At 66.2% G+C, this 20,810-nt stretch carries 22 protein-coding genes; 10 read left to right on the top strand and 12 right to left on the bottom strand.

Features of this window, described 5'->3' with window-relative positions; all coding sequences use genetic code 11:
* The first annotated feature begins 84 nt into the window (after nt 1-84).
* Entirely contained in the window at nt 85-1,365 is a 1,281-nt protein-coding gene (locus B3098_RS28900; protein WP_414631322.1) for a muropeptide transporter, read from the top strand.
* A gap of 57 nt (nt 1,366-1,422) precedes the next feature.
* On the opposite strand, the gene B3098_RS28895 is transcribed toward B3098_RS28900, so the two are convergent.
* On the bottom strand, nt 1,423-2,286 hold the full coding sequence (locus B3098_RS28895; RefSeq protein ID WP_105237166.1) for a universal stress protein: 864 nt from the start codon (nt 2,284-2,286) through the stop codon (nt 1,423-1,425).
* Between the two features lie 223 nt (nt 2,287-2,509).
* Between B3098_RS28895 and B3098_RS28890 the strand changes: the two genes are divergently transcribed.
* Both B3098_RS28890 and B3098_RS28885 read left to right on the top strand, forming a co-directional pair.
* Nucleotides 2,510-3,148, top strand: coding sequence for a trimeric intracellular cation channel family protein (locus B3098_RS28890; protein WP_056564767.1), 639 nt, complete (start codon nt 2,510-2,512; stop codon nt 3,146-3,148).
* Between the two features lie 159 nt (nt 3,149-3,307).
* Nucleotides 3,308-3,979, top strand: coding sequence for a GntR family transcriptional regulator (locus tag B3098_RS28885; protein WP_175125148.1), 672 nt, complete (start codon nt 3,308-3,310; stop codon nt 3,977-3,979).
* Nucleotides 3,980-3,993: 14 nt separating this feature from the next.
* On the opposite strand, the gene B3098_RS28880 is transcribed toward B3098_RS28885, so the two are convergent.
* From B3098_RS28880 to B3098_RS28865, 4 genes are read right to left on the bottom strand one after another with little or no spacing between them, the layout of a single operon-like run.
* On the bottom strand, nt 3,994-4,761 hold the full coding sequence (locus B3098_RS28880; protein ID WP_286900835.1) for a LamB/YcsF family protein: 768 nt from the start codon (nt 4,759-4,761) through the stop codon (nt 3,994-3,996).
* A 13-nt stretch (nt 4,762-4,774) separates the two neighbouring features.
* Nucleotides 4,775-5,767 carry a biotin-dependent carboxyltransferase family protein gene (locus B3098_RS28875; RefSeq protein WP_286900833.1) on the bottom strand — a complete coding sequence of 331 codons (993 nt, stop codon included), beginning with the start codon at nt 5,765-5,767 and terminating at the stop codon, nt 4,775-4,777.
* Nucleotides 5,764-6,504 carry a 5-oxoprolinase subunit PxpB gene (gene pxpB / locus B3098_RS28870; protein ID WP_376784636.1) on the bottom strand — a complete coding sequence of 247 codons (741 nt, stop codon included), beginning with the start codon at nt 6,502-6,504 and terminating at the stop codon, nt 5,764-5,766. Before pxpB ends, B3098_RS28875 begins: the two co-directional genes overlap by 4 nt.
* 18 nt (nt 6,505-6,522) lie before the next feature.
* The gene (locus B3098_RS28865) at nt 6,523-6,954 is read right to left on the bottom strand and encodes a VOC family protein (RefSeq protein ID WP_105237171.1); all 432 of its coding nucleotides are present in this window, start codon (nt 6,952-6,954) and stop codon (nt 6,523-6,525) included.
* A 151-nt stretch (nt 6,955-7,105) separates the two neighbouring features.
* Between B3098_RS28865 and B3098_RS28860 the strand changes: the two genes are divergently transcribed.
* Nucleotides 7,106-7,981 carry a LysR family transcriptional regulator gene (locus B3098_RS28860; protein ID WP_286900880.1) on the top strand — a complete coding sequence of 292 codons (876 nt, stop codon included), beginning with the start codon at nt 7,106-7,108 and terminating at the stop codon, nt 7,979-7,981.
* Between the two features lie 57 nt (nt 7,982-8,038).
* Here B3098_RS28860 and serA read toward each other — a convergent pair whose 3' ends face one another.
* The 7 genes from serA to phoB all read right to left on the bottom strand — a co-directional run bounded on the left by serA (nt 8,039) and on the right by phoB (nt 14,569).
* The gene (serA, locus tag B3098_RS28855) at nt 8,039-9,238 is read right to left on the bottom strand and encodes a phosphoglycerate dehydrogenase (protein WP_286900830.1); all 1,200 of its coding nucleotides are present in this window, start codon (nt 9,236-9,238) and stop codon (nt 8,039-8,041) included.
* 107 nt (nt 9,239-9,345) lie between these two features.
* Nucleotides 9,346-9,804 (bottom strand): DUF411 domain-containing protein, encoded by a 459-nt coding sequence (locus tag B3098_RS28850; RefSeq protein WP_286900829.1) that lies wholly within the window; start codon nt 9,802-9,804, stop codon nt 9,346-9,348.
* A 52-nt stretch (nt 9,805-9,856) separates the two neighbouring features.
* Nucleotides 9,857-10,297 carry a cupredoxin domain-containing protein gene (locus B3098_RS28845; protein WP_286900878.1) on the bottom strand — a complete coding sequence of 147 codons (441 nt, stop codon included), beginning with the start codon at nt 10,295-10,297 and terminating at the stop codon, nt 9,857-9,859.
* A gap of 118 nt (nt 10,298-10,415) precedes the next feature.
* The gene (locus B3098_RS28840; RefSeq protein WP_414631324.1) at nt 10,416-11,804 is read right to left on the bottom strand and encodes a heavy metal sensor histidine kinase; all 1,389 of its coding nucleotides are present in this window, start codon (nt 11,802-11,804) and stop codon (nt 10,416-10,418) included.
* On the bottom strand, nt 11,804-12,496 hold the full coding sequence (locus B3098_RS28835) for a heavy metal response regulator transcription factor (protein ID WP_175139427.1): 693 nt from the start codon (nt 12,494-12,496) through the stop codon (nt 11,804-11,806). Before B3098_RS28835 ends, B3098_RS28840 begins: the two co-directional genes overlap by 1 nt.
* Before the next feature lie 54 nt (nt 12,497-12,550).
* Entirely contained in the window at nt 12,551-13,858 is a 1,308-nt protein-coding gene (gene phoR / locus B3098_RS28830) for a phosphate regulon sensor histidine kinase PhoR (protein ID WP_175139426.1), read from the bottom strand.
* Between the two features lie 12 nt (nt 13,859-13,870).
* On the bottom strand, nt 13,871-14,569 hold the full coding sequence (gene phoB / locus B3098_RS28825) for a phosphate regulon transcriptional regulator PhoB (RefSeq protein WP_006227196.1): 699 nt from the start codon (nt 14,567-14,569) through the stop codon (nt 13,871-13,873).
* Between the two features lie 162 nt (nt 14,570-14,731).
* On the opposite strand from phoB, the gene ubiE reads away from it, so the two are divergent.
* From ubiE to rfaE2, 6 genes are all read left to right on the top strand, one after another.
* Nucleotides 14,732-15,508, top strand: a complete 777-nt coding sequence (ubiE, locus tag B3098_RS28820; protein WP_056564732.1) for a bifunctional demethylmenaquinone methyltransferase/2-methoxy-6-polyprenyl-1,4-benzoquinol methylase UbiE — start codon at nt 14,732-14,734, stop codon at nt 15,506-15,508.
* A gap of 177 nt (nt 15,509-15,685) precedes the next feature.
* The gene (locus tag B3098_RS28815; protein ID WP_175125160.1) at nt 15,686-16,696 is read left to right on the top strand and encodes a Tim44 domain-containing protein; all 1,011 of its coding nucleotides are present in this window, start codon (nt 15,686-15,688) and stop codon (nt 16,694-16,696) included.
* Nucleotides 16,697-16,877: 181 nt separating this feature from the next.
* Nucleotides 16,878-17,516 carry a ubiquinone biosynthesis accessory factor UbiJ gene (locus B3098_RS28810; protein WP_175125161.1) on the top strand — a complete coding sequence of 213 codons (639 nt, stop codon included), beginning with the start codon at nt 16,878-16,880 and terminating at the stop codon, nt 17,514-17,516.
* A gap of 3 nt (nt 17,517-17,519) precedes the next feature.
* Complete coding sequence (ubiB, locus tag B3098_RS28805) at nt 17,520-19,073, top strand: ubiquinone biosynthesis regulatory protein kinase UbiB (protein WP_175125162.1); 1,554 nt, start codon at nt 17,520-17,522, stop codon at nt 19,071-19,073.
* 181 nt (nt 19,074-19,254) lie between these two features.
* Nucleotides 19,255-20,133: a ferritin-like domain-containing protein gene (locus B3098_RS28800; RefSeq protein ID WP_286900819.1), complete on the top strand. Its 879-nt coding sequence runs from the start codon at nt 19,255-19,257 to the stop codon at nt 20,131-20,133.
* A gap of 19 nt (nt 20,134-20,152) precedes the next feature.
* The gene (gene rfaE2, locus B3098_RS28795) at nt 20,153-20,641 is read left to right on the top strand and encodes a D-glycero-beta-D-manno-heptose 1-phosphate adenylyltransferase (protein ID WP_218342237.1); all 489 of its coding nucleotides are present in this window, start codon (nt 20,153-20,155) and stop codon (nt 20,639-20,641) included.
* Nucleotides 20,642-20,810: the final 169 nt, after the last annotated feature.

The following is a 20,810-nucleotide window of genomic DNA, read 5'->3' as shown; positions in this document are numbered from 1 at the left end:
TAAACCCCTGACATTCCGACACGCATCCTCCTGACGGCGCGGGGCAACAGGCCCTAAAATGCCGCAAGCCCGCGGCCGGCGCCCGTGACGCCGCTGGCCAAGTTTCAGGAGACCGTCATCACCGCTGTATCCAACGTCTACACCAGCCCGCGCGTTGCCCCCTTGCTGGTGCTGGGCTTTGCCAGCGGGCTGCCGCTGGCCCTGACCAGCGGCACCTTGCAGGCCTGGGCCACCGTCGAAGGCGTGCCGCTGCAGGAAATCGGTTTCCTCACCCTGGTAGGCACCGCCTACACCATCAAATTCCTCTGGGCGCCGTTCGTCGACCGGTTTGCGCCGCCCGTGCTGGGCCGGCGCCGTGGCTGGATGCTCGTGACGCAGCTGCTGCTGGCGGTGGCGATCATGGCGATGGGCACGCTTTCGCCGTCGTCCACGCTGATGGCGCTGGCCGTGCTGGCCGTGCTGGTTGCCTTTCTGTCCGCCACGCAGGACATCGCCTTCGACGCCTATTGCACGGACGTGCTGCGCAAGGACGAGCGCGGCGCGGGCGCGGCCATCCGGGTCATGGGATACCGGCTTGCCATGATTGCGTCCGGCGGTCTGGCGCTGATCATGGCGGACCAGTGGATAGGGTGGGGCAACACCTATATGGTGATGGGCGGGCTGATGCTGCTTTGCGCGCTGGCCACGCTGTGGGCGCCCGAGCCCGAGCACATCGCGCGTCCGCCGCGCACCCTGCGCGAGGCGGTGAATGAGCCGCTCCGCGAATTCTTCATGCGCCGCGGCGCGATGGAAGTGCTGCTGCTGATCGTGCTGTACAAACTGGGCGACGCGTTCGCCGGGGCCCTGTCCACCACGTTTCTGATCCGCGGCGCGGGGTTCACGCCGACAGAGGTCGGCACCGTGAACAAGGTGCTGGGGCTGGCGGCCACCATCATTGGCGCGCTGGCGGGCGGGTCGCTGATGGCGCGCTGGGGGCTGTACCGGTCGCTGATGGCGTTCGGCCTCTTGCAGGCAGTGTCGAACCTGGCGTACTGGCTGATCGCGGTCAGCCCGAAAAACCTGTGGCTGATGGCAACCGGCGTGGGCATCGAGAACCTGTGTGGCGGCCTGGGCACGGCGTCATTCGTGGGTCTGCTGATGGCGCTGTGCCACCAGCGGTTCTCCGCCACGCAATTTGCGCTGCTGTCGGCGCTGTCGGCCGTGGGCCGCACCTATCTGGCCGGCCCGTTGACGCCGCCGCTGGTCGAATACCTGGGATGGCCCGGGTTCTTCCTGCTGACGGTGGCCATTGCCCTGCCGGGACTTGTGCTGCTGCGCAAGCTGCGCGGCACGATCGAGACCATGGAAAAGCAGGGCGAGTCGTAGCCGGCCGATCGCAAAAAAAGGCGGCGCACAAGCGCCGCCTTTTTGCTGGCCGAAAACCTACTCTTCGCCGCTCAGCCGGACGATCAGCACGTCGCTGGGCAGGGATTCCAGCAGCCGCTCGGCCACGCTGCCGATGGCGGTGCGCAGGATACCGGTGCGGCCGTGGGTGCCGGTGACGACCAGATCGGAGCGGTGGTTGAACGAGTAGTCGGACAGCACGGTTTCGGGCTGGCCGGCTTCGAGCACGACCTTGGTCGGGCGGCCCTTGGGAAGTTCGGGCGTTTCGGCGATGAAACGCTCGGCGCACTGTTCGGCGGTTCGATACAGGTTGTCTACGACGCCGTCGTCCGGCTTGCTCACGCTCTGGAACGGCACTTCATACGCGTTGAACAAGGTGATGTCCGCATTGGGCACCAGTTGTAGCGCGGCGCGCAGCGCCTGGCGCGAGCCATCCGAGAAGTCGGTGGCGACCAGTACGTCGCGGTACGGCCGGCGGGGGCGGTTCTTGACTACCAGCACGGGCTGACGCGCCTGGCGGGCCAGCTTTTCGACCGTGGTGCCGAGCAGCAGGCGGCCCAGCGTTTCCTGGCGGGCGATGCCGGCCACGATCAGCGAGCAGCCATACGCGTCGGCGGTTTCCATGATGCTGGCGACGGGGTCGCCCTTGGTGACCACGACTTCCGCCGGCACGTTGGCGGCGGCGACGTCTTCGGCGAGTTCGCGTTCGACGAGGGCCTTGTGGTCCGGCGACAGGCGGCGCCAGACTGGGGTGGTGAGCGGCGTGGCATGGGATTCCATGACATGCAGCATGATCAGCTTGGTGTTCAGTTCCTTGGTCAACTGCAGGGCGCGGTCGAGGGCTCTGTCGCCGCGCGCACTCAAGTCGGTGGCCAGAAGGATGGGGCCAATTTGCTGGGTCATACCTAATCTCCCGGTTACGGCCAGAGGGGCGGCTCCCGCGTCCGCGCTGCCTGGCCCAGTAGCGCCCGGTCGGGCACGTCTCCATTGTCTCGCCGCGAAACGAGACCGGAGTTGATCGTTGTCAACGCAGGTTTGAGGGTACGGGATGATGCGCGCGCAGGCAATGGCGCGCCCGCCGGCAAGGCTCAATACAATGGGGCCTGCCCAAGCTACCCCCCCACCTATGTTTACCGATCTGTCGCCCGCTCTGCTGCACACGCTGTACCTGGTCGCCATCGTTGCCGAAGCCATGACGGCGGCACTGTCGGCGGGGCGGCGCGACATGGACTGGATGGGCGTCTGCATCATCGCGTGCGTGACGGCGCTGGGCGGCGGATCGCTGCGCGACGTGCTGCTGGGGCACTATCCGCTGACCTGGGTCGTGCATCCCGAGTACCTGTGGATGACGGGCGGGGCAGCCATCCTGACCGCGCTGATCGCGCCGGTCATGCGCCGCTTGCGCAGCGTGTTCCTGCTGGCTGACGCGCTGGGTCTGGTGGCGTTCACGGTCATCGGCTGCCAGGTGGCGCAGATGATGCAGTTGCCGATCACCGTCGTGCTGATCAGCGGCATGATCACCGGGTGCGCCGGCGGGGTGCTGCGCGACGTGCTGTGCAACGAGGTGCCGCTGCTGTTCCGCAAGGAACTCTACGCCAGCGTGTCGCTGGTGACCGGCGCACTGTATCTGGGCTCGATGTCGCTCGGCCTGTCGGCCAACGCGTCGGTGCCCATCGCGCTGGCCGCGGGGCTGACCATGCGCCTCATGGCCCTGCGCTTCAACTGGCAGATGCCCAAATTTGTCTACCGCGACGACTGGGACTGACCGCGCCAGGCGATCAAATTCGTCCTTCCCGCTCTGCCCGCAGACGGCCACGCGATGCCGTGTCTATTGTGTGAAACATTATTTCTATTTCTGTTTCAATAGATTTCTAGTATCTTGTCTGGGTCTCATAGCTTGCATACGCAGTAGAAGGGGAGCCGATTGGACGTCAAAGCGCCCGCCACGATTCCGTATTTCCTACAGGAACAGATTCGTGAGTTGATAGTGAACGGCACTATCCGGCCCGGGCAGCCGTTACGGGAACAGGAACTGGAACAGCGCTTCGGCACCAGCCGCAGCCCCATCCGGGAAGCGCTGCGTCTGTTGGAACTGAGCGGGCTGGTGACGCACATCCAGCGCAAGGGGTTCCGGGTCACCCTCTATACCGAAACCCAGATCCGCCATCTGTACATGCTGCGCGCGGAGCTGGAAGCCTATTGCATCCGGCAGGTCGCCGAGATGCCCGATCTGAGCGCGCTGGTGGCCGAACTGACCACACAGCATGAGGCGATCGTCGCCGCGATGGGCCGCCTCGATGGGCGCGGCTTCATCGCCGCCTCGCGCGATTTTTACCTGGCCGCCGCGCGCTTTACCGGCAATGCGCCGCTGACCAGCATGCTCGGCAAGGTGTACGAACAGATCGAGCCGTTGCGCCACATGCTGGCCAGCAGGTCACTGGAGGCCAACAAGATTCCGATCTATACGGAAGGCGTCATCCAGGCCCTGCGCGTCCGGGATTTCGACCACGCCGCGGCGTTGACGCGCAAGTACGTGGTGCAGGTGCTGCCCGACATCGTGCGGGCGTACCGCGAGGCATCGCTCGACGACGCCTAGCTATTGCGCCCGCCTTAGCCGCGGGGCGGCGTGCGCACCTCGATGCCCGCCTGCTCCAGCGCGCTGCGGATGCCATTGGCAAAGACCAGCGCGTTGGGCTGGTCGCCATGGATGCAAAGCGTGTCGGCCTGCACCGGCACATCCTTGCCGTCCACCGACCGCACCAACCCTTCCCGCACCATCCGCACCACCTGCGCGACGGCCACATCCACGTCTTCGATCATGGCGCCTGCGCGCGTGCGCGGGGTAAGGGAACCGTCGTCCTGGTAGGAGCGGTCCGCGAAGACTTCATTGGCGGCCGACAGCCCAACGGCGCGCGCCGCATCGATCAGTTTGCTGCCCGCCAGCCCGTACAGGATCAGCGAGGCGTCCACGTCCTTGACCGCCTGGCAGATGGCTTTTGCCAGCGGTTCGTCCTTGGCTGCCAAGTTGTAGAGGGCGCCGTGCGCCTTCACGTGATGCAGCCGCGCGCCCTGCGAGGCCGCCACGCCGGCCAGTGCGCCGATCTGGTACACGACGATGTCATAGGCCTCGTCCGGACTGATCTGGATGACGCGGCGGCCAAATCCCGCCAGGTCCTGCAGGCTGGGGTGGGCGCCCAGCGCCACCCCTCGCGCCAATGCCGCGGCCACGGTCTTGCGCATGGTGGCCGGGTCGCCGCCGTGAAAGCCACAGGCGATGTTGGCAGAGCTGACGAACTGCAGCACTGCCGCGTCGTTGCCCATGGTCCAGACGCCATAGCTTTCGCCCATGTCGCAATTGAGGTCGATGCGGGTGGTCATAACGGGTTCCTTTCTAGACCAGCAGCGCGCGCAGCGGTTCAAGCGCGGCGTGCAGTTGGGCAAACGCGCGCTCGCGCTCGCCGTCCAGGCGCTGCGCTTCTTCTAGCTCGATCCGCTGGAAACGCAGCGTCTGGCCGGGTGCGGACTGCGCCAGGGCGGGCAGATCCACGGTGGCGATCTGCGCAATCTTGGGATAGCCGCCGGTGGTCTGCCGGTCGGCCATGAGGATGATGGCCTCGCCGCCCGAAGGCACCTGCACGGTGCCGAAACAGGCCGCTTCGGACAGCATCTGCCGCGGCTGGTTCATGGCGAGCGGACGGCCGAGCAGTCGGTAACCCATGCGGTCCGACTGCGGACTGATGCGGAAATCCGACTCCGCAAACGCGCGGCGGCTGCTTTGCGAGAACTCCGGCCAGTGCACGCCGGGCAGAAAGCGGATGAATTCGCGCTGCTTGTTGCCCAGCGTCGCGGGCAGATAGACGCGCACGTCCCACAGCGTCTTTTGCAAGGCGGCGGCATCGCGGTCCGGCGGCAGCGGCCGGCGCAGGGGGACGACGTCGCCCTTGGCGAGCGCGCGTCCTTCAAAGCCACCGAATCCGCTGCGCAGGTACGTGGTTTCGCTGCCCATGACGGGCGTCAGCGCGAACCCGCCGTGCACGGCCAGATAGGCGCGCACGCCGGCGGCGGGCCTCGCGCCGAAGGCCAGCACGTCGCCCGCGCGCGCGATCAGCGGACGCAGCAGGGGGATGTCCTGGCCATTCAGGGTGGCGCCCAAGTCGGCGCCCGCCAGCGCGAAACAGGCCGGCACGTCGAAACGCAGCGTAGGGCCGGTCAGCGTGATTTCCAGCGTGGCCGGGTCGCCTTCGTTGCCCGCCAAGGCATTGGCAAGCCGGTGGGCGCGCTCGTCCATGGCGCCCGCTGCCGGAATGCCCTGATGCTGGTAGCCTTCGCGCCCGCGGTCCTGGAAGCTGGATAGCATGCCCGGCTTGATCACCGTTACGCTCATGGCCGGTTCCCCCGGATGCGGTCGAATTCGTCGGGCGCGATCGGCACGAAGCGCACGGTGTCGCCGGGCTGCAGCAGGGCGGCGGGTTCGCGGGCCGGGTCGAACATGACAAGCGGCGTGGCGCCGATGATGTTCCAGCCGCCCGGCAACCGGTTCGGGTAGATCACGGTCTGGCGGTTGGCGATGGCCACTGCGCCCGGCGGTACGGCGGTACGCGGCGAGGGGCGGCGGGGAATGTTCAGTTTTTCGTCGTGCACGCCCAGATAGGCATGTCCGGGGGCAAATCCCAGCATGAACACCATGCTGCGCGGTTCGCTGTGCAACTGGATGACGGCGTCGGGCGAAATGCGCGCTGCGCGGGCGACCTCGGCCAGGTCGGGACCGTGTTCACCGCCATAGCAGACGGGGATGTCGACCTCGCGTCCGCCCGCATCGCCGGTCGGAATGCCGCCGGCCAGCAAAGCCTGGATGTGTTCTGAGAGTGAGGCGTAGGTGGGGCCTTCGCCCTGTCCGCCGGGCCGGTAATGCACGGCCACGGCGACGAAGGAGGGCACCACGTCGGTGACGCCCGGCAGCCGTGCGTCGCGCAGCATGCGAGCCGCCGCCAGGCACGTGCGGCCGATGGCGGCGTCGATGTGTTCGCCGAAGGAAATGATCAGGCAGCGGTCACCCTGGGGCAGGATGCGCCAGCGGGTTTCGGCCGGAGAAAGCGGGTCTGAATATACGTTCAACGGCACGAAACCTGTAGTGACGGGTTACTTGGCGAACAACGAATCCATGTTCTTGAACGCCTTGAATTCCAGCGCGTTGCCCGACGGATCCAGGAAGAACATGGTGGCCTGTTCGCCGACCTCGCCCTTGAAGCGGATGTAGGGTTCGATCACGAACTCGGTCTTGGCGTCGGTCAGGCGCTTGGCCATGGCTTCCCATTGTTCCATGGAAAGCACGGCGCCGAAATGGCGCACGGGCACATTGTGCGAATCGACCGCGCTGGTGGCTTTGTGGCCACACTCGCTGGGCGCCAGGTGAGCCACGATCTGGTGGCCGTAGAAATTGAAGTCGATCCATTCGGAGGAGCTGCGCCCCTCCGGACAGCCCAGCTTTTCGCCGTAGAAGGCGCGGGCTTCGGCCAGGTCCCGCACGGGGAAGGCCAGGTGGAACGGCGGCAGGTTGGTTTGAGCGGACATGCAAGGCTCCGGGTCAGGCAAAGGAAAGATGAGCGTTCGGGGCGGGCCGCCGCCGCAGTCGCGTCGGCATTAGCACCAGGACGTAGTTTAAGTATTGTTTTTTTTATAGCAAAACGATATTTTTCGAGTCTTAGCATCGAAAAAATTGATTGTGCTCAAAGAATTCAAGACCTTCATCGCCGTGGCGCGGGACGGCACCTTCACTGGGGCGGGGGCGCAACTGGGACTCACGCAGTCCGCCGTCAGCGCCCAGATCCGGCGCCTGGAAGAGTATCTGGGCGTCGCGCTCTTTGACCGCAGTCCGCGCGCCGCCCTGCTGAACGCGCAGGGCCGCGAGATGCTGCCTCAGGCCGAAGAGCTGGTCGCCATGGCCGATCGCATGGCGGCCTCTGCCGGCGGCGCCCATGTCAGCGGGCTGCTGCGCATTGGCGCGATTGCGTCCGTGCAGCAGGATCTGCTGGTCCACGCGGTGGGCGAGTTCCGCGCGGTCTATCCCGATGTGCGCGTGCGCATCGTGCCCGGTGTGTCGCTGTCGCTGCTGGGTCAGGTGGACGCGGGCGAAGTGGATCTGGCCGTGCTGATCCGCCCGCCGTTCGCCTTGCCGCCCGAACTGGGATGGCAGCCGCTGATGAGCGAGCCGGTGATGCTGGCCATACCGGAATCCTTGCCGGTCGCGCCTTGGCGGGAACTGCTGGCGACCCAGCCCTTCATCCGCTACGACCGCGCTTCGTTCGGCGGGCGGGTGGTGGATGTATTCCTGAAGAAGCACCGGATCACCGTGCATGAGGCCGTGGAGCTAGACGAGATCGAGGCCATCGCGGGGATGGTCCGGCACGGGCTGGGCGTGGCGCTGCTGCCCCGCCTGCGGCGTCTGGACATGACGGGGCTGCGGCTGCTGCCGCTGGACGAACACGCGTTTCACCGCGAAATAGGCATCATCGGCCGCCTGCCGTTCGACCCGGGCAGCGTCCGCGAAAAGATCGCGCAATGCCTGCATCGGGCGGCGGGTGATTCGGCAGGGGTTTGACACCATCCCAAGCCAGCCGGTCGCACAACAAAAAAGCCCCCGAAGGGGCTTTTGCTTTTACACCCGGTCGCAGCGGACCGTGATCGGGTGATCGCGCAAGGCGGTCATGACGATGTCGTCGACCTGGCCCTCCACGTCGGTGATCACGTAGCCGATCTGGCCGCGCGTCTGCAGGGTCTGGCTGACGATGTTCAGGCCGTGTTGCGCCATCAGGTTGTCCAGCGCGCCCAGCGCCCCGGGCGCGTTGCGGTGCACGTGCAGGATGCGCGTGCCGCCGGCCTGTTCCAGGAACGGCAGCTCGGGGAAGTTGACCGCGCCCTTGGTGGTGCCGGCCTGCAGGAAGCGCACGAGCTTTTCGGCGACTTCGCGGCCGATGTTCTCTTGGGATTCCTGCGTGCTGCCGCCGATGTGCGGGGTGAGGATGACGTTGGGCATGCCGATCAGCGGGCTGGCCAGCGGTTCGTCGGCGCTCTTGGGCTCGGTGGGGAACACGTCCAGCGCGGCGCCGGCCAGGTGGCCGGATTTCAGCGCCGCGTGCAGCGCGTCGATGTCGACGACCGCGCCGCGCGAGGCGTTGATCAGGATGGCGCCGCGGCGCATGCGGCCGATGGTCTCGGCGTTCATGATGTTTTCGGTGGACTTGCCGCCGGGGACGTGCAGCGTCACGACATCGGCCTGTTCCAGCAGATCGTTCAGCGTGCCGGCGGGGCGGGCGTTGCCCAGCGGCAGCTTGGCCTCGACGTCGTGATAGATGACGCGCATGCCCAGGCTTTCGGCCAGGGTGCTGATCTGCGAGCCGATGTTGCCGTAGCCGACGATGCCCAGCGTCTTGCCGCGCGTCTCAAACGCGCCCGCGGCGCTCTTGTCCCAATGGCCCTGATGGACCCGGGCGTTCTTTTCGGGAATCCGGCGCAGCAGCAGGATGGCCTCGCCCAGCACCAGCTCGGCGACCGAACGCGTGTTGGAGAACGGCGCATTGAAGACCGGGATGCCGCGCTGCATGGCGGTGTCCAGATCGACCTGGTTCGTGCCAATGCAGAAGCACCCGACGACGCGCAGATCGGGGTTGCCGGACAGCAGGGCGGCGTCCAGGTGCGTGCGAGAACGGATCCCCGCCACTTGCACGCCGCGCAGGGCGTCGTGCAATTGCGCCGGCGGCAGGGCCGCGGCATGCGTGACGATATCGGTGTAGCCGGCGGCCTCGAAGACGGCGCGGGCGCTCGGGTGGATGTTCTCGAACAGGACGATTTGTGCCATGACTGCCAAGGGTTGGTGAGAAACGCAATTATTTATTGTGGACCATTTTTGCTGCAGTGCAAGGAGTAGCCATTGAGGCGGTGTGGGTGAATTGTTTCAGGCGCGGCTCAGCGGTAAGCCTGGAAAACCTTGGCGCTGCCGCGCTTGTCGACCAGCACCACGTCGTGCGGCGTCTTGCGCCCGCCGTATTCCGGACCGTCCATGCCCGGGGACCCCAGCGGCATGCCGGGGGCCGAAATACCCGCCGCGTCCGGCTTTTCGAGCAGCAGCCGGCGCACGTCGCTGGCCGGCACGTGGCCTTCCACCGCGTAGCCATCCACCATCGCGGTGTGGCAGGAACCGTAGTTGGCCATGCCCGCGTTGCGGCGGATGGGGCCGGTGTCGTCGACGTCGTGCGTGACGACCTCAAAGCCGTTGTCGCGCATGTGTTTGACCCAGTCTTCACAGCAGCCGCAGGTGGGCGTTTTCCAGACTTCGACTTTGACGGGCGCCTGCGCGGCCGCGATGGCGGGGGCGCCGAGAACGGCGGCGAGGACCAGGCAGCGTGTTAGACGGACAAGGTTCATGATGCTCCAGGCGAAAAAGGTTTGTTCAAAGGATACGCCCGCGCGGGGCGCGTCACCGCACCGACACCGAGCCCTTCATCCCCGCGGCATAGTGGCCGGGCTCCAGGCAACCAAACGACACCGTGCCCGCCTTGTCGAAGCGCCACACGATCTGGCCGCTTTTGCCGGCTTCCAGCGACACGGCATTGGGTTCCTCGTGCCGCATGCCGGGATCTTTCAGCATCATGGCGTAGTGCGCCTGCAGGTCGGCATCGGTGCCCAGCACGAGCTCATGCCGGATCTTGCCGGAATTGTGCACGTTCAAGCGGACGGTTTCGCCGGCCTTCACGTCGATTGTGGCGGGCGAAAAGCGCATGGCGTCATTCATGTCGATCTCGACCGTGCGCGTGACGCGGGCCGGATCGCCCGGCGTGCCGATGGGCGCTGCGGCGGCGGGCTGCGCGTGGCTGCCATGCGCGTGGTCGCCTGCGGCCAACGCCACGCCGGACAGCATGAGCGCCAGGGCGGCGAACGAAGTGCGTAGCAGAGTGCCTTTCACGAGAATCCTTGCAGAGGGAATGAGCGTGATGGCACTTTAAGAAACCGGGGGTGACCCGATCCTGTCGCGCAGATTACGTTTTTGTAATGTTCGGCCCTGCCGCCGGATCCATCAGCGTGATGCCGACGACAGTGCCGGTGCCGTCTGACACTGCATCGGCCTCGCCGCCGTGCATGAGCGCAATGGCGCGCACGATGGCAAGACCCAGGCCGTGGCCTTCGCTGCGCGGGGCGCGCGCCGGGCCGGCGCGGAAAAAGCGGTCGAAGATGCGGGGCAGGTCTGCGGGCGGGATGGGCGGCCCGGGGTTGCGGACCGTGACGCGCGCGCCGCCGGGGATGCGCGCGCAGGCCACCACGATCCCGCCGCCGGGTGGTGTGGCCTTGATGGCATTGGAAATCAGGTTGGCCAGCGCGCGTCGCGCGAGGCCCCGGTTGGCGGCCACGGTGGCGTCGCCCTCGCAGCGCAACTGCACGCCGTGTTCTTCCAGCGTGGCTTCGTAGTATTCGGCAACGCGCCGCGCTTCCGCGGCCAGTGACACCGGAGCCAGATCGGCCGCACGTTCGCCACGGTCGGCCCGGGCAAGGAACAGCATGTCGTTTACCAGCGTCTTCAGGTCTTCCAGCTCTTCCAGATTGGATTCCAGCGCGTCGCGCAGCTCGGCGGCGTCGCGCGGCGCGGACAGCATGACCTGCGTGCCATTGATGAGCGTCGCCAGCGGCGTGCGCAGTTCGTGCGCCACGTCGGCGTTGAATCCCTCCATCTGCTGGTAGGCCGCCTGCAGCCGGTCCAGCGTGCGGTTGAATGAGCGCACCAGGTCATGCAATTCGCGGTCGGTGTCTTCCAGCGGGAGGCGGCGCGCCAGGTTATCGGGCTGGATGCCCGCGGCCTGTTCGGACAGCCGGCGCGCCGGCGCCATGCTGCGCCGCACGGCCCAGGCCGCCAGCACGACGGTGGCGCCCACCCACAGCGCGCAGATCAGCGCGAGGGCCGTGCCGTAGGCGTAAAGAAATTGCGAACTGGTCCGGGTGCTGACCGCCACCGTCAACTGCGCGCCAGGCAGAATGCGATCGTTCATGGCGACGCGCAGGCCGCGCATGCGGCCGCCATCGGGCGTTTCCAGCAGGACCTGGCGACCGTCCGGCGACGCCAGCGTCTCGGGCGGCGTGCCGCCATAGACGGCCTTGCCTTGTGCGTCGACGATCCAGATGCCGAGCTGGCCCTGCCCCGCGCGCATCTGGTCGAAGGTGGCCGCCAGATCGTGCAGGCCGCTGGCGCTGTTCTGCATGTCGATCAGGTGGTCGATGAGTTCGAGCTTGCCGCTGACTTCGGTGATCTCCTGGCGTTCGACCTCGCGCTTGAGCGCCCAGAAGAGCGTCGCCCCGGCAAGGCTTGAGACCAGCAGCGCGATGGCGCCCAATAGCAGCGTCAGCCTCGCCTGCATGGACCGCACGCGCGGGCGGATCATCGGGGGCTGCCGCCCGGGGCGACGCGCGATTCCAGCACATACCCCATGCCACGCACGGTGTGCAGCAGTTTCGAGTCGAAGGGATCGTCCAGCTTGCCGCGCAGGCGCCGCACGGCGACGTCGATCACGTTGGTGTCGCTGTCGAAGTTCATGTCCCAGACCTGCTCGGCCAGGGTCGTGCGCGACAGCACCTGTCCCTGGCGGCGCAGCAGCAGGGCCAGCAGGCTGAATTCCTTGGCGGTCAGGTCCAGGCGGTGGCCGCCGCGCTGGGCACGCCGGCTGGCAAGATCCAGCTCCAGGTCTGCCAGGCGCAGCAGCGTGGGCTCCTGCGAGCGGCCGCGGCGCAGCAGCGCCTGCACCCGGGCCAGCAGTTCGGAGAAAGCGAAGGGTTTGACGAGGTAGTCGTCGGCGCCGCCCTCCAGGCCGCGGACCCGGTCTTCGACCGCGTCGCGGGCGGTCAGCATCAGGATGGGCGTGTCCTTGTGCGCGCGCACCGAGGCCAGGACCTCGAAGCCATCCACGCCGGGCAGCATGACGTCGAGCACGATGAGGTCGTACGCGCCTTCCAGCGCCAGATGGCGGCCATCGACGCCGTCGCGCGCCACGTCCACGACGTGGCTTTGTTCCGACAGTCCCTTCTTCAGGTAGTCGGCCAGTTTGGGTTCGTCTTCAATGACCAGGATGCGCATGGCCAAAAACTTTACCACCCGCGGGGCGCACTCAGGCGCTCGCGCGGGCGGAATTCAGGCCGTTTCGGCGATAGCGATGCGGTCGGCGGGAAAGCGCAGCGAGAAGACGCTGCCCTTGCCGGGTTCGCTGGTAATCAGCAGTTCGGCGTCGTGCCGCATGGCGATATGCTTGGTGATCGCCAGGCCCAGCCCCGTGCCGCCAACGGCGCGCGACCGGCCCCGGTCCACGCGGTAGAAGCGTTCGGTCAGGCGCGGCAGATGGCGCGCCGGGATGCCGATGCCCGTGTCCTGCACGCTGTAGCACGCGCCGCCTTCGGGCTCGCGTTCCCAACGCACGGTGATGGTGCCGCCGTCCGGCGTGTAGCGCACGGCGTTGGTCAGCAGGTTGGACAGGGCCGAGGTCAGCTCGTTTTCGGCGCCCAGTACGTCCAGGGTTTCGTCGATGTGCCAGACCAGCTGGTGCCGGCCGCCCGACAGCGCTTCGATCTGCTGGCGCGCCTTTTGCAGCAGCGCGCCCATGTTGACCGCGCGCGGATCGCTGCCCGGCGATGATTCCAGCGTGGACAGCGTCAGCAGGTCTTCCACGATGGCCTGCATGCGGTGCGCCTGCTCGTGCATCATGTCGATGTACTGCTCGCGCTGCTCCTGCGGCAGCGCGTCGTCGGGCATGTCGCGCAGCGTTTCCAGAAAACCCGCCAGCACCGTCAGCGGCGTGCGCAGTTCGTGCGAGACGTTGGCCACGAAATCGCGGCGCGTGGTTTCCAGGCGTTCGATCTGCGTGACGTCGCGAGTGATGAGCAGGCGCTGGTTGCTGGCGTAGGCCGTCAACTGCATCATCATCAGCCTTTCCTGGCCTTGCTGGCCCAGCCGCACCAGGATGGGTTCGGGCCAGGATGGGCGATGCGCGTATTCCACGAATTCCGGCGCGCGCAGCAGGTTCAGAAGGTTGTGTCCGCGATCGGCCGGCAGCCGCAGACCCAGATGCTGGCGCGCCATGCGGTTGCACCAGTCGATCTGAAAGTCTTCGTTCAGCGTGACGGCGCCGTCGGGCAGGGCCTGGGCAGCAGCCAGCATGCCTTGCATGGTGTCGCGGGTTTCAGTCAGTTCACGTGCGCGGGCGCGGGTGTACCGATAGAGCGGAGCAAGAATGTCGTCCCAGGGGCCGACAGAGGCGGGCGGGGCGGAGTCGGGTTGATTGGCCCAGCGGGAGACCAGCGTCAGCCGCCAGCTGCGCCACAGCAGCATAGCGGTCAGCGAAGCCGAAAACACGACCCAGCCCGCGGGGTCTCCAATAAGCCATTGCGCCAGTAAGGCAACCACCGCCCACAGGGCGACAAATATAAGCGTGCGCAGCCAGATCATCGTGCGCCAGTTTTACCGCGTTGGGAGCTGTGCCGTAAACCGATAGCCGCTGCCGCGGACCGTTTCCACGTGCGCGTCATGGCCGCTGGGTTCCAGGGCCTTGCGCAGGCGGCGGATGTGCACGTCGACCGTGCGTTCTTCCACGAAGACGTGGTCGCCCCACACCTGATCCAGCAGCTGCGAGCGCGAGAACACGCGCTCCGGGTGCGTCATGAAGAAGTGGAGCAGACGGAATTCGGTGGGGCCGATCTGCAGGGACTGGCTGTTGCCCGACAGGCGATGCGTCACCGGATCGAGCTTCAGGCCGCCGACGTCGATGACGTCGTCCGTCAGCTGCGGCGCGCGGCGGCGCAGCACGGCCTTGATGCGGGCCATCAGCTCCTTGGGCGAGAAGGGCTTGGTGATGTAGTCGTCGGCGCCGGCCTCCAGGCCGTCCACCTTGTCCTGCTCGGAGCCCTTGGCGGTCAGCATGATGACCGGGACGGCGCGGGTGCGCTCGTCGTTGCGCAGCTTGCGCGCCATGGCCAGGCCGGAGGTTCCCGGGAGCATCCAATCCAGCAGGATCAGATCGGGAAGCTCGGCGCGGATCAGCGTCTGCGCCTGGTCGGCGTCGAAGGCGCGCAGCACCTTGTGGCCAGCGAAGGACAGGTTGACGGCGATCAGTTCCTGGATGGCGGGTTCGTCTTCGACGACGAGGATGGTGCTGGACATATCGAATTGGGCACACTTCTGAGCGCCGGCGCGGCGCGAACATTGCGATAGTATGGCCGCAATATTTCAGGTATGTGACCGCAGCGCGTCATTCGGCGGGTCCGGCACGCCGCAGGCGCGCGCCCGATAGGCTACCATTGACCGATATATCGGGAATTCACCATGCAAAACCCCTCCGAATCGCAACAATCCGCCGGTTCCGGCTCGACCTCCACGCACTTTGGCTTCCAGTCGGTCCCCGAAGGCGAAAAGGCCCGCAAGGTCGCCGAAGTCTTCCATTCAGTCGCCCAGCGCTACGACGTCATGAACGATTTCATGTCGGCGGGCCTGCATCGCGTCTGGAAGGCCTTCACCATCGGCCGCGCCGCCATCCGCCCCGGCATGAAGGTGCTGGACATCGCCGGCGGCACGGGCGATCTGGCGCGCGCCTTCGCCAAGCGTGCCGGCCCCACGGGCGAGGTCTGGCTGACCGACATCAACGATTCCATGCTGCGCGTGGGCCGCGATCGTCTCACTGACGCCGGCCTGCTGGTGCCCACCGCCGTCTGCGACGCCGAGCGCCTGCCGTTCCCCACCGGTTACTTCGACCGCGTCAGCGTGGCCTTCGGCCTGCGCAACATGACCCACAAGGACCGCGCCCTGGCCGAAATGACCCGCGTGCTCAAGCCGGGCGGCAAGCTGCTCGTCCTGGAGTTCTCGCGCATCGCCAAGCCGCTGTCGCCCGCGTACGACTGGTATTCGTTCAACGTCCTGCCGTGGCTGGGCAAGAAGATCGCCAAGGACGAGGCCAGCTATCGCTACCTGGCCGAATCCATCCGCATGCATCCCGACCAGGAGACGCTGGCCGACATGCTGCGCACCGCCGGCCTGGAGCGGGTGCAATATTTCAACCTGACAGCGGGCATCGCCGCGCTGCACGAAGGCGTCCGTCTGGGCTGACGCCCGGCGTCCACGGCGGATTTCGCCGCCCCGCGGGGAACTTGTGGGGCGGCGGCTTGTCCGTTATTCTTACGCCATTCAGATTACTGTAAGAAAAGTCGCGCAGATGGTCTCGCGTATTGCGAGGCCCTCCCGTTGCTCGGGGCAGCGGGGGCGCGAGTACGAGGGAGCAAATCTATGTCCAAATTCTGTCTTTCGCGCTTTGTCGCGGCAGCGCTCATCGCCGTTTCGGGCGCTGCGCTGGTGACGGCGTCGTTTGACGCCGAAGCCCGTCGCGCCGGCGGCGGCGCCAGCGTGGGCCGTCAATCCTCCAATGTCACGACGCAGCGCCAGGCCACCACGCCGCCGGCTGCCAACAGCAATACCGCGGGCGCCACCGCCGCGCCGGCAGCCGCCGGTGCCGCAACGGCCGGCGCAGCGGGCGCCGCCGCCAAGAGCGGCGCTTCTCGTTGGTTGGGCCCCATCGCCGGTATCGCCGCCGGTCTGGGTATCGCCGCGCTGCTCTCCAGCATGGGCCTGTCGGGCGCATTCCTGGAATTCCTGTCGTCCGCGCTGCTGATCGCCGCTGTCGTCTTTGCCGTCATGTTCATCATCCGCCGCCTGCGTGGCGCCGGTCCGCGCACTGCTACCCAGGGCGCATTTGGCGGCAACAACAACGCCTCGGGCCAGCAGCAACAGCAGCCGATGTGGCGTGAAGCGCTGAAGCCGGGCGCCGCCGCGCCCGCAGCCGCCGCACCGGTGGCCGCCGCTCCCATCGAGCCGCCGGCTGTCCTGCCCAAGGCGGGCGATGACAACAACTGGTTCGTGCCGGGCGATTTCGACACGCCGGCCTTCCTGAAGCAAGCCAAGGAACAGTTCGTCCGCATCCAGGCCGTCTGGGACAGCGGCAGCACCGACGGTCTGCGTGAATTCCTGACCGACGACCTGATCACCGAACTCAAGCCGCAACTGGCCGAGCGCGGCGCGGCGCCCAACAAGACCGAAGTGGTCCTGCTGAACGCCGAGATGCTGGGCATCGAAACCGTTTCCGACGGCCACCTGGCCAGCGTGCGCTTCTCCGGCATGCTGCGCGAGGCGCCGGGCGCCGAGGCTTTCCGCTTCGAAGAAGTCTGGAACCTGTTCAAGCCGGCCAATGGCGGCTGGTTGCTGGCCGGCATCCAGCAGATCCCGGTGGAACACGCCAGCTAAACCCTGGCGGTCCGGCTCGACCGGCCCTCTGCCGCGGACGCCGTCACGGCGTCCGCATGAACCGGCCCCCAAAGGGCCGGTTTTTCATGTGCCTTCCGCAAAACAGGCCCCCATCTAACCCGTTACACTCCCGATTTACCCATCAACTTCGGCAAGCCCTCCCGGGTCCTTGCAACCGCTCATGCTGCCTTTTTCGTTCCTGCCCACCCCCAAGCGCCTGGCCGTCAGCGCCCTCAACGCCCTGTTGCGGCGTGAGGACTGGGCGCGCGAACGCCTGGCGCGGCATGCCGGCAAGACGGTGCGTTTCGTCATGGGCGGCTTCACGCTGGGTCTGTCGATCGATAGCGACGGACTGGCCGACCAGGCCGATCCGGCCGTGGTACCCGATGTCACGCTGACCGTGTCGCCAGACAAGCTGCCGTTGCCGCGTCTGGGCGCGGGGCACGACAAGCCCGACTTCGCCGAGGCTACGCATATTTCTGGCGACGCGGCGCTGGCGCAGGTGGTCGCAGATCTGTCCAAGCAATTGCGGTTCGATCCCGAAGACGCGCTTGCCCGTGTGGTGGGCGACATCGCCGCGCTGCGCATCGTGGGCGGCGCGCGCGCGGTGGCCGGCGGGGCTCGCAATGCGGGTCAGCGGCTGGCCGAGAATGTCTCTGAATACCTGTCCGAAGAAAGCGGTGTGCTGGCGGGCCGCCCGGCCCTGGAGCAATGGCGCCTGGACCTGGCCGAACTTAACGCGCGCGCGGATGCGCTGGCGCGATCGGCGGCCGCGCTGCAAACCCGCCTGGCCTCGGCCGGCGCAAAGCGGGGCGCCTGATCCATGTTTCCCTTGCTGCGCCTCTTTCGCATCATCGTCGTCTCGCTGCGCTACGGCCTGGACGAACTTGTCCTGTCCAGCCTGAATCATCCGCTGGCCACGTGCCTGCTGCGCGTCATGCGCCTGGGCACGCGTCCGCGCTCGCCGCGCGGGCAGCGCCTGCGTCTGGCTTTGGAATCGCTGGGTCCCATCTTTGTGAAGTTCGGGCAGGTGCTGTCCACCCGCCGGGACCTGATCCCCGCCGACATCGCCAACGAACTGGCGTTGCTGCAGGACCGTGTGCCCCCGTTCCCGTCCGCCCAGGCGGCTGCCTGCATCGAGGCGGCGCTGGGTGCACCGCCCGAAAAGCTGTTCGCGCAGTTCGACGTGGACCCGGTGGCCTCGGCGTCCATCGCGCAGGTTCACTTCGCGGTGCTGCACGATGGCCGCGAGGTCGCCGTGAAGGTGCTGCGTCCGGGCATGCTCAGCATCATCGAAAAGGACATGTCGCTCTTGAAGGTCGTGGCGCGCATCATCGAGCGCCTGGGCGCCGATGGCCGCCGCCTGAAGCCGCGCGAGGTTGTCGCGGAGTTCGACAAGTACCTGCACGACGAGCTGGACCTGGTGCGCGAGGCCTCCAATTGCAGCCAGTTGCGACGCAATTTCGGCCCGGAATCCGGCCGCGGCGACATGCTGATCGTGCCCGAGGTGATCTGGGAATACACGGCCTCCACCGTCTTCACGATGCAGCGCATGTACGGCATGCCCGTGGGCCAGGTCGAGCGCATGCGCGAAGCCGGCATCGACATTCCGACGTTGGCGCGCACGGGCGTGGAGATCTTCTTTACGCAGGTGTTCACCGACGGCTTCTTCCATGCGGACATGCACCCGGGCAACATCTACGTGTCGGACCGCCCCGGCACGCTGGGCAGCTATATCGCGCTGGACTTCGGCATCGTGGGCTCGCTGTCCGAGTTCGACAAGAATTACCTGGCGCAGAATTTCCTGGCCTTCTTCCATCGTGACTATCGCCGAGTGGCGCAACTGCATATCGAATCGGGCTGGGTGCCGCCGGATACGCGCGAGGAAGAGCTGGAAGGCGCGGTGCGCGCCGTCTGCGAACCGTATTTTGACCGGCCGCTGTCGGAGATCTCGCTGGGGCAGGTGCTGCTGCGGCTCTTCCAGACCTCGCGCCGTTTCAACGTTGAAATCCAGCCGCAGCTGGTCCTGTTGCAGAAGACCCTGCTGAACGTCGAGGGACTGGGCCGCCAGCTCGATCCCAACCTCGACCTCTGGAAGACCGCAAAACCCTATCTGGAACGCTGGATGCGTCAGCGTGTCGGATTCCAGGGATTGCGGAAAAGCCTGGAAAAAGAGGCCGTGCAGTGGTCGCAAATGCTGCCCGCCTTGCCAAGGCTGGTCCATGACCATCTGAGCCGACCCAATGTCTCGCCCGCGATGCTGGCCGAGATGATGCAGTTACGCCGCGCACAAGAGCAGAACAACCGGCTGGTTGCAGCGCTGGTTGGCGTGCTGGCGCTGGCAGTCGGGGTCGCGATATGGGCGTTGACCCGATAGGCGGCGCGATGATCTAGACCTTACTGTCATGTTTCATTCATGAAACGGTCATCATAGCTTCGCGGGAGACGGCGAAAAATAGCGCTGCGCAATTGGCAAGCAGCGCCCACGCCTATAAGAACGCGCGCGCCATTCATCAATTTTCATAGCCCCACTAGCGGGACGAATACAAGGGCAGAATATGCTTTATCCAGAACTCTTCAAGACCATGGAAGCCGTGCGATGGAACATGGCGCACGATATTCCGTGGGGCGATTTCGACCGCAGCAAGCTCTCGGACGAACAAGCCCACACGATCAAGATGAACGCCATCACGGAGTGGGCGGCGCTGCCGGCCACCGAGATGTTCCTGCGCGACAACCGCGGCGACAGTGATTTCTGCGCGTTCATGTCGGTCTGGTTCTTTGAAGAGCAAAAGCATTCGCTGGTGCTGATCGAGTATCTGCGCCGCTTCTGCCCGGACCTGGTGCCGACCGAGGAAGAGCTGCACAACGTGCGCTTTGAATTCGACAAGGCCCCTGAACTTGAAACGCTGATGCTGCACTTCTGCGGCGAGGTCCGCCTGAACCACTGGTACCGCCGCGCGGCCGAATGGCACACGGAGCCGGTGATCAAGGCGATCTACAAGACGGTGGCGCAGGACGAAGCGCGCCACGCGGGCGCCTATCTGCAATACATGCGCCGCGCATTGCATGACCGCGGACAGGGCACGAGCGAGCAGGCGCGTCTGGCGTTCTCGAAGATCGGGGTGTTGATGGCGTCGGCGGGCCGCACGCAGCAGGCGCTGCATCCGACCAATCTGCACGTGAACAAGGATCTGTTCCCGAACGATACGGTGCAGTCGCGCCTGCCGGAGCCGGGCTGGCTGGAGCATTGGCTGGATACGCAGATCCGCTTTGACGGCGTGTGGGAACAGAAGGTGGCGACGCGGATCCTGCACATTCTGTCGAAGCTGTTGGACCGCAGCTTCGAGACGGTGAAGGATCTGAACCGCTACCGGAAGGAAGTGTCGGCGCTGATCGTGCCGAAGGACAAAGAGATCATCCTGGGCGGCGCCTGATCCCTCCTATAATCGCCGCATGCCTGCCGCCCGCTTCGAATCCAAGGTCCTGTCCCGCGACGAACTCGTCGCTGCCGTTGCCGCTGGCCGCTATCCGCGGCCGCTGGTGTTTACGAACGGGGTGTTCGACATCCTGCATCGCGGGCATGCGACGTATCTGGATCAGGCGGCGCAGTTGGGGGCGACGTTGATTGTCGCCGTGAATACGGATGAGTCGGTGCGGCGGCTGGGTAAGGGTTCGGAGCGTCCGCTAAATCGCGTGGAAGACCGCGCTGCGCTGCTGGCGGCACTGGGTTTCGTAACCGTAGTCACGTCCTTCCATGAAGATACGCCTGAGGCGTTGATCGGAGAGATCAAGCCCGATCTGATCGTCAAGGGTGGCGATTACGATATGGAGACGTTGCCGGAGACTGCGCTGGTGAAGACCTGGGGCGGACGTGCCGTTGCGATTCCTTTTGAGTTTGAGCGGTCTACGACGGCGTTGGTGAAGAAGATTCAGGGCGGGTGATTCGTTGCTGAATCTACATATCGGATTGAAGGCGGCCTTTGTAGGCCGCTTTTCTTTTTGTCTTTTTGTGGGGGCTTCGTCGGTGGGGTGGGGGGGGCGCATCTCGTGGCGTCGGTCTTCGTTGGTAGTGACCGATCTTCGTAGGTCGCCCGGCGCCGCGGTCACCGTG

The sequence above is a fragment of the Achromobacter sp. UBA2119 genome, assembly GCF_002331005.1.
In the GTDB taxonomy this organism is placed as follows: Bacteria; Pseudomonadota; Gammaproteobacteria; order Burkholderiales; family Burkholderiaceae_B; genus Achromobacter; species Achromobacter animicus.
This window is presented reverse-complemented; position numbering and strand designations above follow the sequence as displayed.